The sequence below is a fragment of the Streptomyces sclerotialus genome, assembly GCF_040907265.1.
Lineage (GTDB): Bacteria > Actinomycetota > Actinomycetes > Streptomycetales > Streptomycetaceae > Streptomyces > Streptomyces sclerotialus.
Window position 1 is genome coordinate 6,755,393 of sequence record NZ_JBFOHP010000002.1, and the last position, 18,420, is coordinate 6,773,812.

Sequence of the window (18,420 nt, forward strand, 5' to 3'; positions counted from 1 at the left end):
TCCGGTCCCCGGCCGTTCGGTCGCTTCGATCCTTGGCCATGACAGGGCTCCTCACCTGCATGTTCACTTGTACATGGTCTGGTTCATCGTTCCGGGGGCGTACGCGTCGGGATCGACCCAGACGTTGATCAGCGACGGCTTCCCGGACTCGCGCGCCCGCCGCAGCGCCGGCCCGATATCGGCGGGATCGCGGACCTCCTCGCCATAACCGCCGAGCATCCGCGCGAACTGGTCGTACGGCACGTCCCCGAGCGTGTTGCCGACCCGCTCCCGCGCGTCCCCGTACTTGGCGCGCTGCCCGTAACGGATCTGATTCATCGAGGAGTTGTTGCCGACGATCCCGACGAACGGCAGGTCGAAGCGCACCAGCGTGTCAAAATCCCACCCCGTCAGCGAGAACGCACCGTCCCCGAAGAGCGCCACGACCTCCTTGTCCGGCCGCGCCTTCTTCGCCGCCATCACGAACGGCACGCCGACGCCGAGCGTCCCCAGCGGCCCCGGATCCATCCAGTGCCCCGGCGACTTGGGCTGCACGACCTGCCCGGAGAACGTGACGATGTCCCCACCGTCCCCGATGAAGATCGAGTCCTCCGTCAGGAAGTCGTTGATCTCGCTGACCAGCCGGTACGGATGGATCGGCACAGCATCGGACCGCAGCTGCGGCAGCCGCTTCCCGATCGCCGTCTGCTCGGCGGCGCGCAGCTCATCCAGCCACGCCTTCCGCTTGACCGCACCCCCGTTGACGCGACCGCTCGTCGCCTCGGTCACCTGCTTCAGGACCAGGCCGGCATCCCCCACGATCCCCAGATCGACGTCCCGGTTCTTCCCCACCGTCCGGTAGTCCAGATCGATCTGCACGACCGTCGCGTCGGGCGAGAGCCGCTTCCCGTACCCCATACGGAAGTCGAACGGCGTCCCGACGATCACGATCAGGTCGGCGTTGGCGAACGCGTACCGCCGCGACAGCTGGAAGTGGTGCGGATCGCCGGGCGGCAGCGTCCCACGCCCCGCACCGTTCATGTAGGCGGGAACGTTCAGCGTCCGTACGAGCTTCACCGCGGCGTCCGTCCCGCGCGTCGTCCACACCTGACTCCCGAGCAGGATCGCCGGCTTCTCCGCGTGCATCAGCAGATCGGCCAGCTTCTCGACGGCGTCCGGATCGCCGCCCGACCGCGTCGAGGCGCGGTACTGCCCCGCCTTCGGCACCCGCGCCTTCTCCCGCGGCACCTTCGCGTCCAGCACATCGCGCGGTATCTCCAGGAACGACGGCCCGGGCGCCCCGTGGAAGCACTCGCGGAACGCCATCGACACCATGTCGGCGGCGCGCGCGGTGTCCGGCACGGTGGCGGCGAACTTGGTGATCGGCGCCATCATGTCCACGTGCGGCAGATCCTGCAGCGACCCCATCTTGTGCTGCGTGTGAGCCCCCTGCCCGCCGATCAGCAGCATCGGCGACTCGGCCCGGAACGCATTCGCGACCCCGGTGACCGCATCGGTGGTACCGGGCCCGGCGGTCACCACGGCACACCCCGGCTTACCGGTGATCCGCGCATACGCGTCAGCAGCATGCGCCGCCACCTGCTCATGCCGTACGTCGATGACGTCGATGCCCTCGTCCACACACCCGTCGTAGATGTCGATGATGTGCCCCCCGCAGAGCGTGTAGATCACCTCGACTCCCTCCGCCTTGAGCGCCTTGGCGACGAGATGACCTCCGGAAATGAGGTCTTGGGTGGACGGGGAGGGAGGGGCGGACCCATCGGATCGGGGGGCGGACTGGGAGGTGGGCCGGGAGGTAGGCCGGGAGATGGGCTCAGAAGCAGGCTGAGAGGACTCGGCGGACTGAACACCTTGATCATTGACCTTGGCCATGACGAAACGCGTCCCTTCGTGGGGGGGGGCGATGGGCGACGGGGGAGAGGGGAGGCGAAGCTGTGAAGCAGGGAACAGAACAGACATCTCCGCCGCACGCGACTGCCGACTGCATACAGTCGACGAATACTGTATGAACCTTGTTATCCCGCACCGGCTGATCGATGTCCAGAGGGTGCGCAACGATCGACCGATTCTTGGGACGCCCTTGGAAAACGGGCCGCTGCGGCGCTTCGGGCCGGCTGGTCGCCAGGTGGCCCCCGGCCCACCCGCCCGCCCCCCCCGCTCACCTGCCGACTCGCGCCACGATCACAGTACGTACTGCCGCGCATTACACGTCGTGACCAGCGCAAATGGGGCGCCGCCCCCTCGTGTCCCGCTCCCCGGGCGTACTCATAAGCCCCACTTATGCCCTCCGGATACGGGTGTGAAACCCACTCCGAAACCTTGGTATTGTTGTCCATGTCGCCGCGGGCAAGGCCCCGCGCCGACGACACCTAGTCCGGGTGGCGGAATGGCAGACGCGCTAGCTTGAGGTGCTAGTGCCCTTTATCGGGCGTGGGGGTTCAAGTCCCCCCTCGGACACAGATCATTTCCCCACGGTTTCTTCGAGACCGTGGGGATTTGCCGTTGCTGGGGCTCTGTGGCCTGTGCGGAACGGGAGTGATCTCAGCCCGCACGGTCTTCGTGCGGAATCGTAGGTGAGCCGGAGCCCCAGCTGACGGTAGATCTCGGCCTTGTCCTCGGGGCGGGCCGGCGCACGACGGCAACGAGATCGCTGATCCCGTGCACCAGCCGGGCGATCTCGTCCCGGCTCATCGGCGTGTCCGGCCCGCCGGTGGCGGCGCGCAGGGTGGCTTCGGCGGCGGCGCGTTTCGCCTGGGTTTCGGCGATCCAGCGGGTGACGAGGAGGGGGTCTGCGCCCGCTTCGAGGGTCGCACGGTGCGTGGCGAGCTTGGCATCGCAGTCGGTGATCGTCGCCCGAGCCGCAACGAGTGCCGCGTCTTCCCGGCTGGGGGCGTCCGCGGCGGTGGTCATCAGGTCGATGGTGCCGTGCAGCCGGTGCGGGGCGAAGACTTTGCGCAGCCAGTCGTCCAGCGGCGGGACGAGCCAGCTCTCCCGCAGATGGACGTTGCGGGGGTGCTCGACGCGGTTGGCCAGGGCGTACTCCTCGGGGAACCGACAGCGGTAGTAGGCGTCGCCGTGCGACCACTGGTCCTGCATCCGGCGATCGCACAGCCCGTGGGTGATCAGACCGCGGAAGAGGTAGGGGTGGGCAGTGCGGTGCGCCGTGTGCGAAGTACCGCTGGTGGCGCGGACGCTCAGGAGGGCCTGTGCCCGGGCGAAGGTGTCGTCGTCGATCAGTGGGGTGTGCACGAGCTGCTTGGAGACGACCCAGCCATGCTGGTTGTTCCAGCGCATTACGGTCGTATAGCCCAGGGTGACGTCCTCGATGTCCAGCAGGCTCTCGTGCTTGCGCTGCCGGTTCCAGACCTGGCGGCCGGTGTAGCGGGGGCTGCCGAGAATGGCGCGGACCGCGCTCTTGGCCCAGGCCCGGGTGTCCCGTTGGCGGTGGCGGTGGCGGTGGCGGTTGCGGGCCGGGTCGTGGGCGGACGGGCTGGGGATGCCGTCCCCGGGTCAGCCTCTCGGCGATGGCGAAGATCCCCAGTCCACGTAGGGACTCGGCGAAGATCCGCACCATGATGGCGGCAGCGTCCGCGTTGGGCGCCAGACCGTACAGACGCTTGCCGGTGGCGGCCTTGCCGGGGTTGGGATGAGGGCCCAGGTCCACGAGCCGGTAGCCGTAGGGCGGGCGGCCGCCCAAGGAACCGGCCCTCCATGGGGGCCGGGGCGGCCATCGCCGAATGCACGCGAATCTTGGTGCGGTTGCGCTCGTCCTTGGACATGCCGCAGAACACGGACGTGATCAGGTCGTGCGCCTCGTTGTCCGGATCGATGGCCCCACCGACCTCCGGCACCCCTAGCGGAACGCCGTAGTGGGTGAAGTGCGGAAAGGTGTTGCCGAACCGGCTGCCGTAGAAGGCGCGCTGGGGTTCACCGATGACGACGGCATTGAAGCCGCGCCGTGGGTCGGTGAGTGCGGCCATCAGCCCGAGGGCGCGGGGGCGACGCTTCCACGGCAGTGCGCGGGACTGGCCGATGTCGAAGAACGGGCCATGGGCGTGGACCGGGTACTGATGGTGCTGCTCGGCCTGGACTCGATTCGCGAGGCCAGCTTCCCCTTCCGCGGCCCGAACCATCTGACGCGGTAAGCCGTGACCGTCGCCGTCCTGCGCCGACCGAGGCGCAGGACGGCGACGGCCACGGCTGCACCACGGAAGCAGGGTCGGTGTCAAAAGGCATAGGGCTGGCATGTTGGAGAGTCCGGGAATTCTTCGGGGAAGAGATCCACACGCGCACCCTCCTGGAGAGGGCCTCGACGGAATCCTGGAGTCCACACTCCTCAGAGGCTCACCAGAGTTGTATTACCTTCCTCGCCGCACAGAGGATGCCTCTCGGATGCGCGATGTGAACACCGAGTATCCACGGAGAACGTTCTTGTGCGGTGATCCGTCACTTGACCCCTCGAAGAGGACCGAAATGCGATGGCGCATCGAGCCATTCATAATCTTCATGCCATTTGCAGCCTCCGGCGTAAATTTTCCCAATTCCGCCGTTGATCAGGAAAAGCTTGCATGGGACGCCGTATTCGATGGAAGCGCCTGCAGGTAGGTCTTTCTCCGAAACTGGGAGTTCATCGATGGTGAGCCCATTCAACTCGTGCGGGAGCTCCATGTGGCGAACTCTCGAGAACAGCACGTCGATGCGCTTGTCCATGTCATTTCGCTGCCCGCTTCGCAGCAAAAGCTGCGCATAGCTGAACGTGTAGTGCCAAACCTGAAATTCGCGTTCCCAGCTGGCGATTTGCATTCTTGATGCTCCGTATTCGTCTTCGCGCGCTAATTTGCGTGCCCCACGGCCTTGCGGTGCCCTAAACCATGCCCGCGGCGCGGCGCAGTGCAGCAAAGTCTGGCTGGGTCAGATGGACCCGCTCGCCATTCTGCCAGAAGGTTATGGAGCTCCAGTCCCTGTCGCCGCGTCGCACAGCTTCTCCCAGGATGTTCATCTCACGTTGTGTCGTGATCCAATTTCCGCCGACTCGCCCAGCCTTATAGAAGTCCTCGAATAGTTCCTGCGGCGTCCCCTTCTTTCCGCTCTCCATCATGAATCCGTCCAGCCGCACGTGAATATTTCGGCTCGGCTGCTCGTGCGCGATATGCCGCACCATGGCCAACACATCGTTTCTGTCATGGATATGCATGAGATTCCTGAAACCATGTTCATCCGCGAATCGCGCTAGCTCCCCCTTGTTACTCAGCCCCAGGGCGAGGCAAGGCGCCAGGCCCATGGGGTCCGCCCATGCCATGGGGTTGCGCACGTACGTTACCGCGTTGGGGGCTGGGGTAAGGCCGAGCGGGTCAGGTGTGAGATAGCGGGCGGTGGCAGGGTCGTAGTAGCGGTGAACGTTGTAGTGATGGCCGGTTTCCCGGTCGAAGTATTGCCCCGGGAAACGCAAGGGGGTGTATGCGGAGCTCTGTCGGGACCAGGTAGTAGTGCCCCACAGAGTGGTGCGCGTGTGCCACGCAATGTTGCCGGCGGTGTCGATCAGCTCGGTCGGGGTGCCGACGAGGTCTGTGGCTATCGCGAAGAATCGGGCGTCGATCTCTTCCTGTGTGATCGCATCCAGACGACGTTCTGTCTGCCCGACCGGGTGCAGGCCATCGTGGTCCCAGGTGAGGGCGACGGAGCTCTGCGATTGTTCCGGAGCGGTGGTGACTTGCTCGATGAGGACCGAGCCGGCCCAGGTGAACGTGGTCTGCTCGACGGTCGAATCACCATCCTCAGCGAGACGCAGCTTCGCGGTTCGCCGCCCGAGAGGATCGTAGGTATAGCGCCAGCGAGTTCCGTCAGGTGTGGTGACCTCCGTAAGTTGGTTGTCGGAGTTCCAGACGTAGTGCCAGGTGTCGGGCTTGCGGGAGAGGCGAGTCTTCTGCCGGAGAGTAAGGCGGCCAGCGGCGTCGTATTCGTAGCGGATACTGCCCGCGGTGTTGAGACGGGTGCCGTTGTAGTTCCGTTCGCCGCGGGCGTCGTCTTCTGGGTGGGTGTCCGGCCAGGCAGCCGCGGTTTGGTTGCCGGCGGCGTCGTAGGCGTAGGTTTCGGACCACTCGCGCGCGCTCACACCCGTGACCCGGCCAAGCGGGTCGAGGGCGTAGCGGCTGGGGCCGCCGTGGCTGTCCTCCAGAAGCGCGAGGTAGCCATCGGCTCGGTAGCTGTAGTCGCGGGTGCGGGGGGTGCCCGTCCCACTGACCAGGCGTTGCTGGGCCAGGCGGCCGGTGGGGTCCCAGGACTGGGCGATGGTCAGGGTGCCATCGTCCAGGGTGCGCAGGAGTTCCTGCCCGGCGAGGTCGTGGCTGGAGCTGAGGGCATGCCCGGTGGGAGTGACCAGTTCGGTGCGGTTACCTGCCGCGTCGTACGCGTAGCTGGTCGTGGCACCCGTCGGCGTCGTGCGGCGCACGGGGCGCCCCACGGCGTCATAAGTGTGCCGGACGGTACGCCCGTCGACCGCCTCAGCGGTGAGGCGGCCTGCGGAGTCGTAAGTAAGAGCCAGCTCGTGGTGCGTGTTGGCGGCTGCCAGCATTCGCCCGGTCGGATCGTAGCTGTATCGAGTGAGGAGTCCGGCGGCGTCCTTCTCCGTGAGCCGACCGAGCGCGTCGTAGGTGTAGCGGACGACATCGCCGAGGGGAGTGGTGCGTGCGGTGGTGCGGCCTGCGGCGTCGTGGGTGTAGGTGATGGTGCGGTCGTCGAAGTCGGTCTCGGCTGTCAGGCGGCCAGCCGGGTCGTAGGTGTAGTCCCACTTCAGGCCCTGGGGGTTGGTGACCTGGGTCAGGCGTAGCTCGTGGTCGTGGGTGAAGGTGTAGCGGCTACCGTCGGGATCGACGCGGGCGGTCAGAAGGTCGAAGTCGGTGTATTCGAAGGTGGTTGTCTGGCCGAGCGCGTCGGTGTGGGTCAGACAGTTGCCTTCGCCGTCGTACGTCCACAGCTGCACTGCACCGTCTGGATCCTGCTGCCGGACGAGCTTGCCCTCGGGTGTCCACTCCAGGCGGGTCATCGAGCCGAGCGGGTCCGTGATGCATGTCGGGCGGCCGAAGGCATCGCGGGTGTAGCTGGTCACCGCGCCCAGAGGGTCGATGACCTTCAGCGGCAGGCCCACCCTGTCGCACTCGACACGAGTGGTGTTGCCAAGCGCATCAATGACGGTGCTGAGGTGGCCTTCGGGTGTGTGGGTGCAGCGGATTGTGGCGCCGGTGGGGTCGGTCACCGCCGTCAGGTTGCCGCGGGTGTCGTACTCGCGGCGCCACGTGGCGCCGTCGGCGTTGACAGCCTCGACGGGCAAGCCGAGATCATTGTGGGTGACCGTGATCGTGTGGCCGTCGGGGCGGATGACGCCGGTCGGATGACCGCGGTCGTCGTAGGTGTACCTGGTGGTGTGGCCGAGTGGGTCGGTGACCGCGATCCGTCGATGATCCTCGTTCCAGTCCTGGTGTGTGGTGTTGCCCAGGGGGTCGGTCTCGCGGATCAGGCGGTAGGCGTCGTTGTGCTCGTAGCGCCGTACATGCCCCAGGGAGTCGGTGACCTCGGTGGTGTGGGTGGCGTCGTCGTAGACCAGGGTGCCGGTGAGGTGCCCGGCGCTGCCCTCGGTGCGGATGACCCGGCCGGCCTCGTCGTAGGTGTAGTGGTACGCGGAGTTGTTGCGGTCGGTCCAGGAGGTGATGCGGCCGACGGCATCGTAGGTGAAACGCAGTGGCAGTCCGGAGGAGTTGGTCACCTCGGTCAGGTGGCCGTGTTCGTCGTAGCCGTAGGCGACGACGGTGGTGCCCGCTGCTTCCGGATGCTTCGGGTCGAGGAGGCGGATCGCTGCGATGCGTGGCAGGGTGCGGTGGCGGTCGAGCGCGAGGCGGTAACCACCGGAGTGGGATATCTCGTACGGGGTGCCGTCGTCGGTGTAGTGGACGGCGATGCGGTTGCCGTTGCGGTCGACGATCGCCTGCAAGGGCAGGTCCACGGCCGTCTCGTCGTCGATCGGACGCGGGGAGTGAAAGACGTACGCGAGGCCGGCGTCGGAGTCGGTCAGGCGCAACCCGCCGTCGGTCTCGTCGTCCCAGGTCAGAGCGGGGCCGGTGCCGGTGAGCGGTTGGAGGGGCTCGGTGGTGTCCGGCCCCGGCATGGGGTAGACGAGGCGGGCACCGTCGGGGGCGGCGTAGGTGATGGACTCGTCGTCGGCCTGCAGCCGCTGATCCAGCGTCGAGGCCCAGGTGGTACCGAGCCAACCGCCGTAGCGGTAGGAGGACAGGTGCGTGCGCTCGACGAGCAGCGGCAGGGTGCCGGGCAGCGAGACATCGACCTGGTGCAGTAGCATGTCGCCGGTGGCGACATCGATCGGGTCGAGCTCGCAGCGCTTGAACGCCGAGCGGATCGACGCCCGCAACTGTTCCATCGCCGCCGGTCGCAACTTCGCCCGCGACAGCCCGGAGCCTTCCATACCCAGCGCCTTGCCGAGGCGGCCCAGCTCACTGGGCTTGAGCGACTTGAGCCCCTTGCCCAGGGCCTTGCCCAGCACACCGCCGCCGACGCCCAGGACAGCACCCTCGCCCAGCACGTGCGCCAACTTGCCTGGGTCCTTGAACGCGTCCGGGTCCTGCAGCGCGGCATCCAGGACGGAGAACTTCATGCCCTCGCCGGCCATCCGCCCCACGGTGGCGACGCCCTTGATCTCCTTCAGCGCGCGCAGCGCCCGCGACAGGCCCCGGATGACCTCCACCACCGCACGGATCGTGCGAGCCAGCGCGGCCCCGGACTCCTCGATCCGCGCGATCAACGCGATGATCCGCGCTGCCCGCGCGCCCGACGCGAGAGTCGTCGCCACCGTCGACATCCCCGCGGTCAGCACCGACAACGCCAGCCCGGCCACCTCCATCTCGACGATCTCCACACAGATCACACCGATCTCGGTGATCATCTCGTGGGCCTCGTCCGCGAACTGATCCAGCGCCTTCGCGCCGTTGCGCAGCGAGCCGGCCATCTGATCGGCCTGATCACGCGCCTTCTTCGCCCGCAGATGGAACGCCTCGGCGGCCTTGCCCTCCCACTCCACGTCCTCAAGTGCCGCGCCGGCATCCCGGCTGGCGTCCTCCAACGCCCCGGCCAACTCCCGCCACTTCTTGGCGATCTCGCGGACGCCGTCGGGGTCGACGGCCGGGTCGGAGATACCCAGGAACTCCAGGACGCTCGCCATGGACTCGCCCATGGCGTGGTTGACCTGGTTGATGTAGTGCAATGGATTCAGGTCGACCACGGCGCCGTGGATCCTCCCCCGTCAGAAATGTGTGCTGCCGATCCGTGTGCGCGCCGGCTCAGCCCTTGTCGTCCCCGCCCAGCAGCGCATCGAGCGCGTCGAAGGCGTCGGAGATCTCCGTCATCGCCGTGGCTTGCTCTCGCCACTCCTCGTTCAACTCGCGGGTGAGCCGGTCCAGGGTGCCCATGGCCTCGGCGATGTCGTCCTTCGCGCCCAACAGCGACCCGAGGGCGCCGAGCGCGGACAGATCGTGCGCCTGCTGCGAAAACGCCTGCACCGGACGGTGGGTGTGATGCGTAACCCGGCGCAACGCCTGCGCCCCCGTGCGGATACTCTCCGCGTCCTTCTTCAGATCCGACATCGTGCCTTCCCCCGGGCTGTGACGCCTCGCTCGCGTGCGCGGCGCGTGCCCCTGGCTCCGTGACAAGGCAAACGATCATCGCACACCAGTCGGAGTCTGTGAACTTCCCGGTAATGGCAACAAGAATCTCTCTGATCCGCAGTGAAGGAGATACGGGGGCGGCCGTGATGAAGCGAATGAACTGTGCTTACTGGCTATGACGGTCGCTACTGCATAACGTTGCCAATCAATTCAGTCATTAGTGGTGGAATTCGTGGAGCATCGGTCCAAGTCCCCCTTGAACACGCACTATTGCCCCAAGGACCCTCTGAGAGGGGGGTGGTGGGTGTCGTTGGTGGAGCTCTTTGGCCCGTGGGGGCCGGGGCGGCCTCGGCCCGTATGGTCATCCGTGCCGAGTCGTAGGTGAGCCGGCGCCTCAGCTGTCAATACTTCTCGGCCGTACGCCAACCGGGGGGCGGCAATACATTGCGAGACATTGGGTGCGAGCAGGGTGCAAGGGAAGAGGTCAGCAGGTCGGGGCGCGGCGGCCTGGCGACGCAGCGCCGTGATCTCGTGCCGCAGGTAAGGATCTCAGCGTTCTTCGCTGTGGTGGATCAGCACAGCGCGAGTCACGCGAAGATCCGTGTGGTCAGCAGGTAGATCATTCGTACGAGCACGAGATCACGCCCGACCACGGAGCGAACACGTTCCGAGGTCAGCAGGCGTGAGGCCATCTCGGGTCGCTACGGGTGTTCTGGAAAGGCCGGGTGCATTCTGGACTCTGCACCATGCGAACGAGCATGGCACTCACCTGGGCCACGACGGTCAGCAGCCTCTCCGGCGATCACTCGGCTATGAGGGGGCGCCAGCCTGAGCGCCCGAAGGTGCCTCACAGCCGGATGTCCTTGTTCCAGGCATTGCTCCTGCCCGTCGGCGTCGTCTTGCAGGAGGCCTCGTAACAGCGCCAGTACCAGGTGCCGTTTTTCCGTCGGCGGAGCTCGATGTAGCTGCCTCCACAGCGGCCGCATTTCGGTGGTTGAGCGAAGAGCTCGGCATGCTCATGTTCGAGGATCTTGCGAGCGAAGTACCCGCCGCGCATGGTCACCATCACCTCCCGGGTCCAGTGCTGAGAGAGCGTGTTGAGGCTGCCGATCATCACCGTGTGTTCGTCGATCACCACGATCTTCTGGTGCATGACGTTGACGGGGACCACCGTGTGCACCACGGCATGCAGATCTGCGATGAGAGCTTGATTCTTCGGGGTGTTCTGAACTTGGTCGGTGTCGTCGCGTATGAAGACCGTGACTCGTACGCCGCGCTGCACTGCCTCACGCAGAAGGGGAAGGATGCTGCGTACCCTGTTGGCGACCCAAGGGGCCCACAGCCATATCGATGCGCGGGCCTTGCGGATCTCGTCTTCGAAGGTGCTGTAGAAGGAGCGCTCGTCCTGGATGTCTGTCACTTCGACGTGTCGGCCCAGGACCTCGGCGAGCGCGGAGCCGAATCCGCCCAGCAGTCGATTGTCTTCCTGGGGCGGTGTGATCAGGCGTTTGGCCTGGAGCCGACGTACTCCGGGGGTGTTGACCAACTCGGCCAGGTGCGTGAATGCCCTGTCGCCGGTTGCCGTGCTGATGCGCTCCCAGCTGGCGATGATGTACAGGCGGGTCTGGACGCGAGTTGCCGCGACATTGAACAGCCGTACACCGTCCCGCTCCCAGGTGCTGGCGCCCGTCCCTCGGCGCGCCAGCGCCATCCATAATTCGCGGCTGTCTGCACCTTCAACGGTGTCAAAGATGACCACCGGAAACTCCCGGCCCTGGAAGCGGTGCGCTGTACCCACTTCGGCCAGTGATCCGCCCTGGGCTTCTACGTCCCGCAACGCCTCCAGAGTGGCTTCCGCCTGCACGCCGTAAGGTGTGACAACGCCTGCTTCTTCGCCGCCTTCGCGGTGGAGTTCTACCAGAGCTCTGGCGATCAGCGCGCTGGCCGGCCACCAGCCTTTGCGGCTGCCGGTCAGGTGCGCTCTGGCCAGTTCATGCAGTCCGTCCGTGTCGACCACGACGATCTCGGGGTCGTCCAGCGGTCTCGGTGCCAGAGATTGTGTGCCGCCCTTCAGCACGCCGCCGTACGCCAGCGCGTTGGCCAGTCGCATGACCGCCGGGCCGAAACGATGCTGTTCGAACAGGGTGATACAGGCCGGATGCCGCTGTGCTTCCTGTGGGTCTCGTATCCCGCAGTGCTGGAAGACGTCGGGAAGCAACCATCGCTTCACGTCCGGGCGGTCGAGATCCTTCAGCCTCTGCTCGATGACGGGACCGAGCTGCATGAAGTCGCCGAGCAGGACGGCTGTCCGCGTCGCCTTTGCAGTGGCGAGAAGCACCTCAGGCAGGGTGGCTGCACCTGCCTCATCGACCAGGACAACATCGTATGGACCTTCGTAGACCGCCTTGTTCGTACGGAACCGGGCCAGGGTTGTGGCCACGAGCTTGGCAGCCTTGATGATCTCGCCTTGAGCATTGCGTGCGAGGCGTTCGTACTCGCCCTGGAGCTGCTGGAACTGCTTCTCCAGAGAGGGGCGTTGTTCGGTGTCGGCCGCCACTTGTGGGCGGAGCGCTTCCGCGCGCGCGTGGCGCATCGGCCACTGTCGCTGTTCAGCGTGGGCAGTGAGGGTTTCTGCCTCCTCGACCTGCTCCGCGAGCTGCTTCAGACGGGCGACTTCCCGACGGCAGGCAGACGCCTGCTCCCTGGCGATGTCTCTCGTGGCCCGTGCCTCGCGGAGCGCCGTGTCGAACGCGTTGATCTCCTCTGGTGAGTGGGCGATTCCAGCGATCAGATCTGCCAGCTGTATGTCGAGCGTGGTGACGTGGGCGTTCGCGGTGGACCGTGCTTTCCGGGCTTCATCGTGTTTGTCGGCAATGCTGCCCTGGGTGTCCGCAAGCCGATCGAGCAGTTTCTGGCGCCTCTCGCGGACGCGCCATCGAGCCACGGCGCCCTTGCTGTCGAGCTGGCGTAGTTCGTCCTGCAGCTCCTGAAGGTCACCTTCCGCCATCAGGACGTCGGCCTCCTTCCGGTCTGCTGCCTGCCGGACGCGGAGTTGCTCCTTGCGCAGTTCTGCGGCGTCGGCCCACTGCTGACGCGATTCCTGAGCCTCGTCAACGCACGACTCCGCGTCCGTGACGTCCTGTTCGGCGGCTCGGCACCGGCCCGCTGATCTTTCCGCCCGTGCCTCGGCTTCCGAGACCCGCTCCCGTAGGGAGTCCAGATCTTGGCCCGGCGTTCGCAGCAACTTCAGTGCCGCGAAGTACGCGGAAGGATCGAAGCGTGCGAGTTCCGCATCCAGGGCGTTGAGCTCCGCGGCCCGTTCCCGCATCTCCACCAGCGAGGTCTCGACGGCGCGACGACGCTCGGCTGTCGCCGAAAGCCGGTCACGGACCATGAGAGGGAGCGAGATCTCGCGGTTCTCGGCGACTTCTCTCAGCTGTGGAGGACCTACCCGGACGATGTCACCGGGGCTGTGCCGGTTTTCCTTCACCACCCCGAGCAGGGCGTTGTCCACGGCGACATTGGTGGCCGAGACCAGTAGAACGCGATTGCCACGAGCAATGAGGTCGCCGATGGCGCGTTTGAGCACCGTGGTCTTCCCCGTGCCTGGCGGCCCCCACACCAGATGTACACCCTTGCCGAGGCACGCGCGGTAGGCATCGCCTTGCGCAGGATGAAAGCCGGGTGGGTCGGGGGCTGGAAACACCTCCCCGCCGATAGTTCCGGCGGCGAGCGCGTCGGCCAGAGGAGCCTCTTGCAGTCCTGCAATCCCGTCGCGTAGCGCCTCGATGAGAAAGGTCGGTGGCTGCTTCAGTATCCACAAGTAGGGGTTCGTCAGGTCGGCGAACTCCGCCACTTTCACCGTGAGCAAAGAGCCGTTCTGTACGACCTGGGACACGGAGAAACCGTCGGCCTCGATGCCGACCGGCTCCGGGCCCGCGAGCCGCAGTCCGTCCAGCTGATCCGGTCCGATGTCGGAGCCACGGAGGTCGACCGCGTACTGTCCCGGCTCACCGGTACGCACTGCGCGCCCCACGCGCTGCCAACGAGGAGGTTTACCTGTGCCGCCCATGGCCGTGATCGCCTCGCCCAGTGCCGTAGCAATCTCCTCACGCCACCCCATGAGCAGCAGCCCCCATTCACCGATTCTTCCCCGCTTGACCCTACCCAGGAGGTGCCGGCTGCGACCCGGCGCACGGGTCCAGTGCTTGCATTGCAGCGCCCGATCACGCCGCACAGCGACTTTTGGGCTGGTCAGCGGCATTGCGGCAGCGCGGCCCATCGGCTGGATCCGGTGGCGCAGCGGCGACTCCGGGAACCGGTATCGAGGTGTACTCCGTCGGGCCGGGCGGTACCGGGGTGACGCGCCGCCTCGGGGCAAGGCGCTCGCCTGGTATCCGCGTCGTCGCGCCAGATCCGGTCGTGGGTCGAGTGGGAAAGGGCTGGCGCGCAACTGGGAGGGCCCTGGCCCCACGCTCACGACTTGATCACGTTCCGTGCGAGCATGTTCCGGCCGCGAAGGAGGGAGCGCGATGTGCTGGGAGAGGCGTCGGCGAAGTGCGGGACGGGGGACGGGGCTGAGGGGAATCTTCGCGGCTGATGTGCAGGTTCCCGTCATAGATGTAGTTCAGTGTGCGGCCGTTGACTGTTTCCGTCGTCACCCGGCCCATCGCGTCGCGCTCCAGTGTCAGCGTCGCGTCCGGGCCCACTGCCTCCGCCAGGCCGCCCGACCCGTCGTACGTGTACCGCGTGAGCGCACCCGCCGTGTCCTTCGTCACCGTGCGGCCGAGGACGTCTCGCTCGAAGCGGATTCGCCTCCCGCCGCGGCCGTATGGCTCGCCAACCGGCCGGCCGCGTCGTGGGTGTACGACAGCGTGCGTTCGTCGAAGTCCGTTTCCGCTGCCAGGCGGCCCGCCGGATCGTAGTCGTACCTCCACGTCAGGCCCTGTGGGTTGGTGACCGTGCGGAGCTGCTGCTGGGCGACGTGCTGCTCGGCTTGCGCTTCATTGATCCACCCGGTTACCACGACGGGATCGGCTTCACCGTCCAAGGCGGTCCGGCGTGCGACGCCGGCGCGACAGCGGCTGTCTGCAGCGAGAGCTTCCGTTCGCCGGCCTTGAGGCTGCGGAGTGCCCAAAGTCCGTACAGAGCGAGCAGTGGTTTGAGGAGCATCCACTCGCCAGGGCGGTAGTCATCCGCACGCACCAGCTTCTCGGCGAGATCAGGGCGCTGCCGCCGCAAGTACGCGCGGGCCTTGAGAGCGTGAGCAGGCTGGGAAGCGATTTTGATGCGATCGACGTCCTCGAGCAGTGGGATCACGTTCCTGATGTTCTGCCACGTCGTCTCGCTTTGATCTTCGAGTATCACTGTGCCGTCGAACGCGAGCACCGACTTCGCGTAGTCAGCCATCAACTGAGCCTCGGTGGCGGTACCGCTGGGCGCACCGCCGCTGAAGATCACGCGAGTGCCGTGCGCACTGTCAGCGGCGACGGAGCGGATTGCCGCGCGTACCCGCCATCGGTTGATGAAGTTCGCCGTCGCTTGGGGGTTGCGGTAACCCAACACGACCACCGCCTCGGCAACGCCCCCACTGTTCCCCACGAGAGCTCGAGACCAACGCCAGTTCAACCACTCGCCCCAGGCCAGGAACGCAACCCCAGCCATGGCCATTCCTGTCCTTCGCCGCATGCCGCGACTTTAGGGCAGCGCGCACCGCAGTGTCGGGAGACGAGGGCACCGACCGCGCTCCGAACGACGCGTTCTGCCAGGGGCTTTTGAGGCGCACGTCCCGCCGGGCCGCCCCGTTCCCAGGGTTCGCCGATGCCGCCCACGCCGCCTCCCCACCGCAGCCCGTCAAGGGAGGGCGGTCGATGACGGCCATCGCCGCCGTCGCCACCCTGGGTGGGCTGTCCTTCGGCTACGACACCGGCGTCATCGCCGGTGCCCTGCCGTTCATGACGATGTCCGCGTCCGCCGGCGGGCTGAGCCTGACACCCGTGACCGAGAGGTTGGTCACCGCGTCCCTGCTGCTGGGGGCCGCCGCGGGCGCCGCGTTGGGCGGTCGCCTGTTCGACCGTTACGGTCGCCGCCACAACTTCCTGGCCCTGGCCTTCGTCTTCATCATCGGTGCCCTCGGCACCGCCCTCGCCCCGGACACCGGGATCATGGTGGTGGCCCGTGCCGTACTCGGCATCGCGGTCGGCGCGGCCTCCACCACCGTCCCCGTCCACCTCGCGGAGATCGCCCCCGCCCGCGCGCGAGGACGGCTGGTCGCCGTCGACCAACTCATGATCGTCAACGGTCAGGTGATCGCGTACAGCTCCAATGCGGCCCTGGCCGCCACCTGGGGCGGCGCGCGGACCTGGCGCTGGATGCTGGCGCTGGCCACCATCCCCTCCACCCTGCTCTACCTCGGCATGCTGCTGATGCCGGAGCCCCCGCGCTGGTACGCCTCGAAGGAACGCTTCACCGAAGCGCGCAGCGCCCTGTTCCGCATCCGTGATGCCGGCGTGGTGGACGCCGGACTGGACCGGATGCGCGAGGTCATCGAGGAGGAGAAGGAGGCGGTCTGCACCGGCGGTGGCTGGTCGGAGCTGGCCGTGCCGTGGGTACGCCGGGTGTTCTTCATCGGCATCGGACTCGCCGTCATCCAGCAGATCACCGGCATTAATACGATCATGTACTTCGCGCCGGCCATCCTGCACCAGACGGGGCTCGGCTCGCAGGCCGTGCTCACCGTGACCATTGCCAACGGTGTCGTAGCCGTCGCTACCTCCGCCTTGAGCCTCTACCTCATCGGCCGCATCGGACGCCGACCTCTCCTGCTCACCGACCAACTCGGCATCGTCGCCTCGCTCATCGCCATCGGCGTCGCCTTCTCCTTTCACGCCGAGCCTGGTACCGGCGCATCGACCCTGCGCAGTCACTCCATCCTGGCCTGCATGCTGGCCTTCCTCGTCTTCCACGCAGGCGGCCGTCTCGCCCGTCACCTGGGTCATGCTGTCCGAGATCTTCCCCATCAAGATCCGCGGCCTCGGCATGGGCGCCGCCGTACTGCTGCTCTGGCTCGTCAACGCCCTGGTCACCTTCACCTTCCCGATCCTGCTGGCCGGCGTCGGCGGCACCGCCACCTTCCTGCTCTTCGCCGCGGTCAACGTGCTCGCCGCCGCGGCAGCCGCCAAGAAGATCCCCGAGACCCGCAATCGCTCCCTCGAACAGATCGAGGAGCACTTCCGTGCCGGTCATGCCCCCTGGCCGACTCCGCGGTGAACGTCGGGTGACCGCCGGCAGATGCTTTCGACCGCCGGCGCATCGGCTCCTGCCGAGAGGCGGCCCCACTGTTGTGAGGGGTCGCCACCGCGGGGGCCGAGTGGAACACGGCGGGCACCGCTTCCCGCCGCAGGCCGCGGTCGACCGGACGGCGGAAGCCGCGCGCTCGCAGGCGGCTAGCGTTCGGATGCCATCGCCGGGGCGTCAGGTCTCCTGCAAAGGGGACCGTTGCGGGATGCGGTGTCCTCTGCGCCGTAGGCGGTCAGTTGCGCCGTAGGCGGTCAGCTGCACCGTAGGTGGTCAGCTGCACCGTAGGTGGTCAGCGGGAGGTGAGCGGCAGGGCTTCCGCCAGTCGTCGCCATTCGGCGCGTGGGATGTCGCCCAGTGGGTCGGCGGTGACGACCTGGAGTGCGACGTGGTCCGCGCCGGCCGCGAGGAATTCGTCGGTGCGCCGGCGGACCGTGTCGACGTCGCCGATGGCGAAGAGGGCGTCGATGAGCCGGTCGCTGCCGCCGTCCTTGAAGTCGTCCTCGGTGAAGCCGAGCCGTTGGAGATTGTTGGTGTAGTTGGGCATCGGCAGATAGAAGGAGAGGTAGTCGCGGGCTGTCCGGCGGCCGCGGGAGAGGTCGGTGTCGAGGACGACCTTGTGCTCCGGGGCGAGCGTCGCGTGCTCGCCGAGCACTGCCCGGGCCTGGGCGGTGTACTCGACCGTGACCAGGTACGGGTGCGCGCCCGCCGCCCGGTCGTGGGAGAGTTTCAACATCTTGGGGCCGAGGGCGGCCAGCACCCGTCGGCCGGCCGGTACGGGTACCGGTGCCTCGTCCAGACCGGTCAGGAACTCCTTCATGGCGGAGTACGGGCGGGCGTACGCGTCGGCGAGCTGCGCGTGGCTGACGCCCAGCCCCAGCAGGAAGCGGTGGCCGAAGGCGGCGTCGGCCTCCGCGAACTGAGCGGCGACGGCGGCCGGCTCGTGTTCCCAGATGCTGAGGATGCCGGTGGCGACGCGGAGGTTCCGGGTGGCCTCCAGGACCGGTACGGCGTTCGCCACGCCCGGATTTCCCCCGAGCCAGAGCGTTCCGTAGCCCAGTTCGTCCAGCTCCGCCGCGGCGTCCGCGATCTCCGCTCGGCGCGTCGCGTCGTCCGAGTACCGTGCCCCGTACGCTCCGGTCCAGATACCGATGGTGCCGATGTCTTCGGTGACAGTCATGGTTCGGACAAGGACGATGGCCGGGCGGCTATTCCCGCGGTCGGCGTTGCGCCCGGGGCGATCACCTGATCGGCGCAATCCACCCTCCGGAGGGTCTTCTGGCGCGATGGCGGCGGGCCGGCCGTCTCGGGGAAGGTGCCGGCGCGACAGCCTGCTCGGGGCAGCGGGCGGCCTCGGTGGCGTCGGCGGCCTGCCCGAAGGCCGCCGAGGCCACTACCGGGCCGTGGTGGGCCGGCAGCACCGCGTGGTGGGTGTGTGCCGTTTTCTCCGCGAGCG

The 18,420-nt window shown here is 67.1% G+C and carries 11 protein-coding genes, 1 tRNA gene and 1 pseudogene; 4 read left to right on the plus strand and 9 right to left on the minus strand.

The features are described 5' to 3' along the window. Window positions 1-63: 63 nt before the first annotated feature. Entirely contained in the window at window positions 64-1,722 is a 1,659-nt protein-coding gene (locus AAC944_RS29760; protein ID WP_030622213.1) for a thiamine pyrophosphate-binding protein, read from the minus strand. Window positions 1,723-2,372: 650 nt separating this feature from the next. On the opposite strand from AAC944_RS29760, the gene AAC944_RS29765 reads away from it, so the two are divergent. Beyond that, a tRNA-Leu gene (locus AAC944_RS29765) sits at window positions 2,373-2,457 on the plus strand. Window positions 2,458-2,541: 84 nt separating this feature from the next. Here AAC944_RS29765 and AAC944_RS29770 read toward each other — a convergent pair. Then, window positions 2,542-3,498, minus strand: coding sequence for a recombinase family protein (locus tag AAC944_RS29770; RefSeq protein WP_196943259.1), 957 nt, complete (start codon window positions 3,496-3,498; stop codon window positions 2,542-2,544). Window positions 3,499-3,869: 371 nt separating this feature from the next. Here AAC944_RS29770 and AAC944_RS29775 point away from each other — a divergent pair, with 371 nt between their 5' ends. Then, entirely contained in the window at window positions 3,870-4,145 is a 276-nt protein-coding gene (locus AAC944_RS29775) for a hypothetical protein (protein ID WP_196943261.1), read from the plus strand. Window positions 4,146-4,446: 301 nt separating this feature from the next. Here the strand turns inward: AAC944_RS29775 and AAC944_RS29780 are convergent, their stop codons facing one another. The 6 genes from AAC944_RS29780 to AAC944_RS29805 all read right to left on the minus strand — a co-directional run bounded on the left by AAC944_RS29780 (window position 4,447) and on the right by AAC944_RS29805 (window position 15,356). After that, the gene (locus AAC944_RS29780) at window positions 4,447-4,803 is read right to left on the minus strand and encodes a hypothetical protein (RefSeq protein WP_196943254.1); all 357 of its coding nucleotides are present in this window, start codon (window positions 4,801-4,803) and stop codon (window positions 4,447-4,449) included. A gap of 61 nt (window positions 4,804-4,864) precedes the next feature. Next, window positions 4,865-9,286, minus strand: a complete 4,422-nt coding sequence (locus tag AAC944_RS29785; RefSeq protein ID WP_051872267.1) for a DUF6531 domain-containing protein — start codon at window positions 9,284-9,286, stop codon at window positions 4,865-4,867. A 58-nt stretch (window positions 9,287-9,344) separates the two neighbouring features. Then, window positions 9,345-9,647, minus strand: coding sequence for a hypothetical protein (locus AAC944_RS29790; protein WP_030622209.1), 303 nt, complete (start codon window positions 9,645-9,647; stop codon window positions 9,345-9,347). A gap of 868 nt (window positions 9,648-10,515) precedes the next feature. After that, on the minus strand, window positions 10,516-13,932 hold the full coding sequence (locus AAC944_RS29795; RefSeq protein WP_368396504.1) for an AAA domain-containing protein: 3,417 nt from the start codon (window positions 13,930-13,932) through the stop codon (window positions 10,516-10,518). A 510-nt stretch (window positions 13,933-14,442) separates the two neighbouring features. Then, window positions 14,443-14,718: an RHS repeat domain-containing protein gene (locus AAC944_RS29800; RefSeq protein WP_196943260.1), complete on the minus strand. Its 276-nt coding sequence runs from the start codon at window positions 14,716-14,718 to the stop codon at window positions 14,443-14,445. Continuing rightward, window positions 14,688-15,356: a YdcF family protein gene (locus AAC944_RS29805; RefSeq protein WP_051872266.1), complete on the minus strand. Its 669-nt coding sequence runs from the start codon at window positions 15,354-15,356 to the stop codon at window positions 14,688-14,690. Before AAC944_RS29805 ends, AAC944_RS29800 begins: the two co-directional genes overlap by 31 nt. 182 nt (window positions 15,357-15,538) lie before the next feature. On the opposite strand from AAC944_RS29805, the pseudogene AAC944_RS29810 reads away from it, so the two are divergent. Together AAC944_RS29810 and AAC944_RS29815 are read left to right on the plus strand one after the other, a co-directional pair. Further along, a pseudogene (locus AAC944_RS29810) lies at window positions 15,539-16,579 on the plus strand (sugar porter family MFS transporter); the annotation flags it as partial. A gap of 85 nt (window positions 16,580-16,664) precedes the next feature. After that, window positions 16,665-16,937 (plus strand): MFS transporter, encoded by a 273-nt coding sequence (locus AAC944_RS29815; RefSeq protein ID WP_368397330.1) that lies wholly within the window; start codon window positions 16,665-16,667, stop codon window positions 16,935-16,937. A 319-nt stretch (window positions 16,938-17,256) separates the two neighbouring features. Here AAC944_RS29815 and AAC944_RS29820 read toward each other — a convergent pair whose 3' ends face one another. Beyond that, the gene (locus tag AAC944_RS29820; protein ID WP_030622199.1) at window positions 17,257-18,144 is read right to left on the minus strand and encodes an LLM class F420-dependent oxidoreductase; all 888 of its coding nucleotides are present in this window, start codon (window positions 18,142-18,144) and stop codon (window positions 17,257-17,259) included. Between the last annotated feature and the right edge of the window lie 276 nt (window positions 18,145-18,420).

What these genes read in the sequence shown, in the direction of transcription:
- AAC944_RS29780 (WP_196943254.1), bottom strand. Translation starts at nt 4,803, where the DNA reads ATGCAAATCGCCAGCTGGGAACGCGAATTTCAGGTTTGGCACTACACG.
- AAC944_RS29790 (WP_030622209.1), bottom strand. Translation starts at nt 9,647, where the DNA reads ATGTCGGATCTGAAGAAGGACGCGGAGAGTATCCGCACGGGGGCGCAG.
- AAC944_RS29795 (WP_368396504.1), bottom strand. Translation starts at nt 13,932, where the DNA reads ATGCCGCTGACCAGCCCAAAAGTCGCTGTGCGGCGTGATCGGGCGCTG.
- AAC944_RS29805 (WP_051872266.1), bottom strand. Translation starts at nt 15,356, where the DNA reads ATGCGGCGAAGGACAGGAATGGCCATGGCTGGGGTTGCGTTCCTGGCC.
- AAC944_RS29815 (WP_368397330.1), top strand. Translation starts at nt 16,665, where the DNA reads ATGCTGTCCGAGATCTTCCCCATCAAGATCCGCGGCCTCGGCATGGGC.
- AAC944_RS29820 (WP_030622199.1), bottom strand. Translation starts at nt 18,144, where the DNA reads ATGACTGTCACCGAAGACATCGGCACCATCGGTATCTGGACCGGAGCG.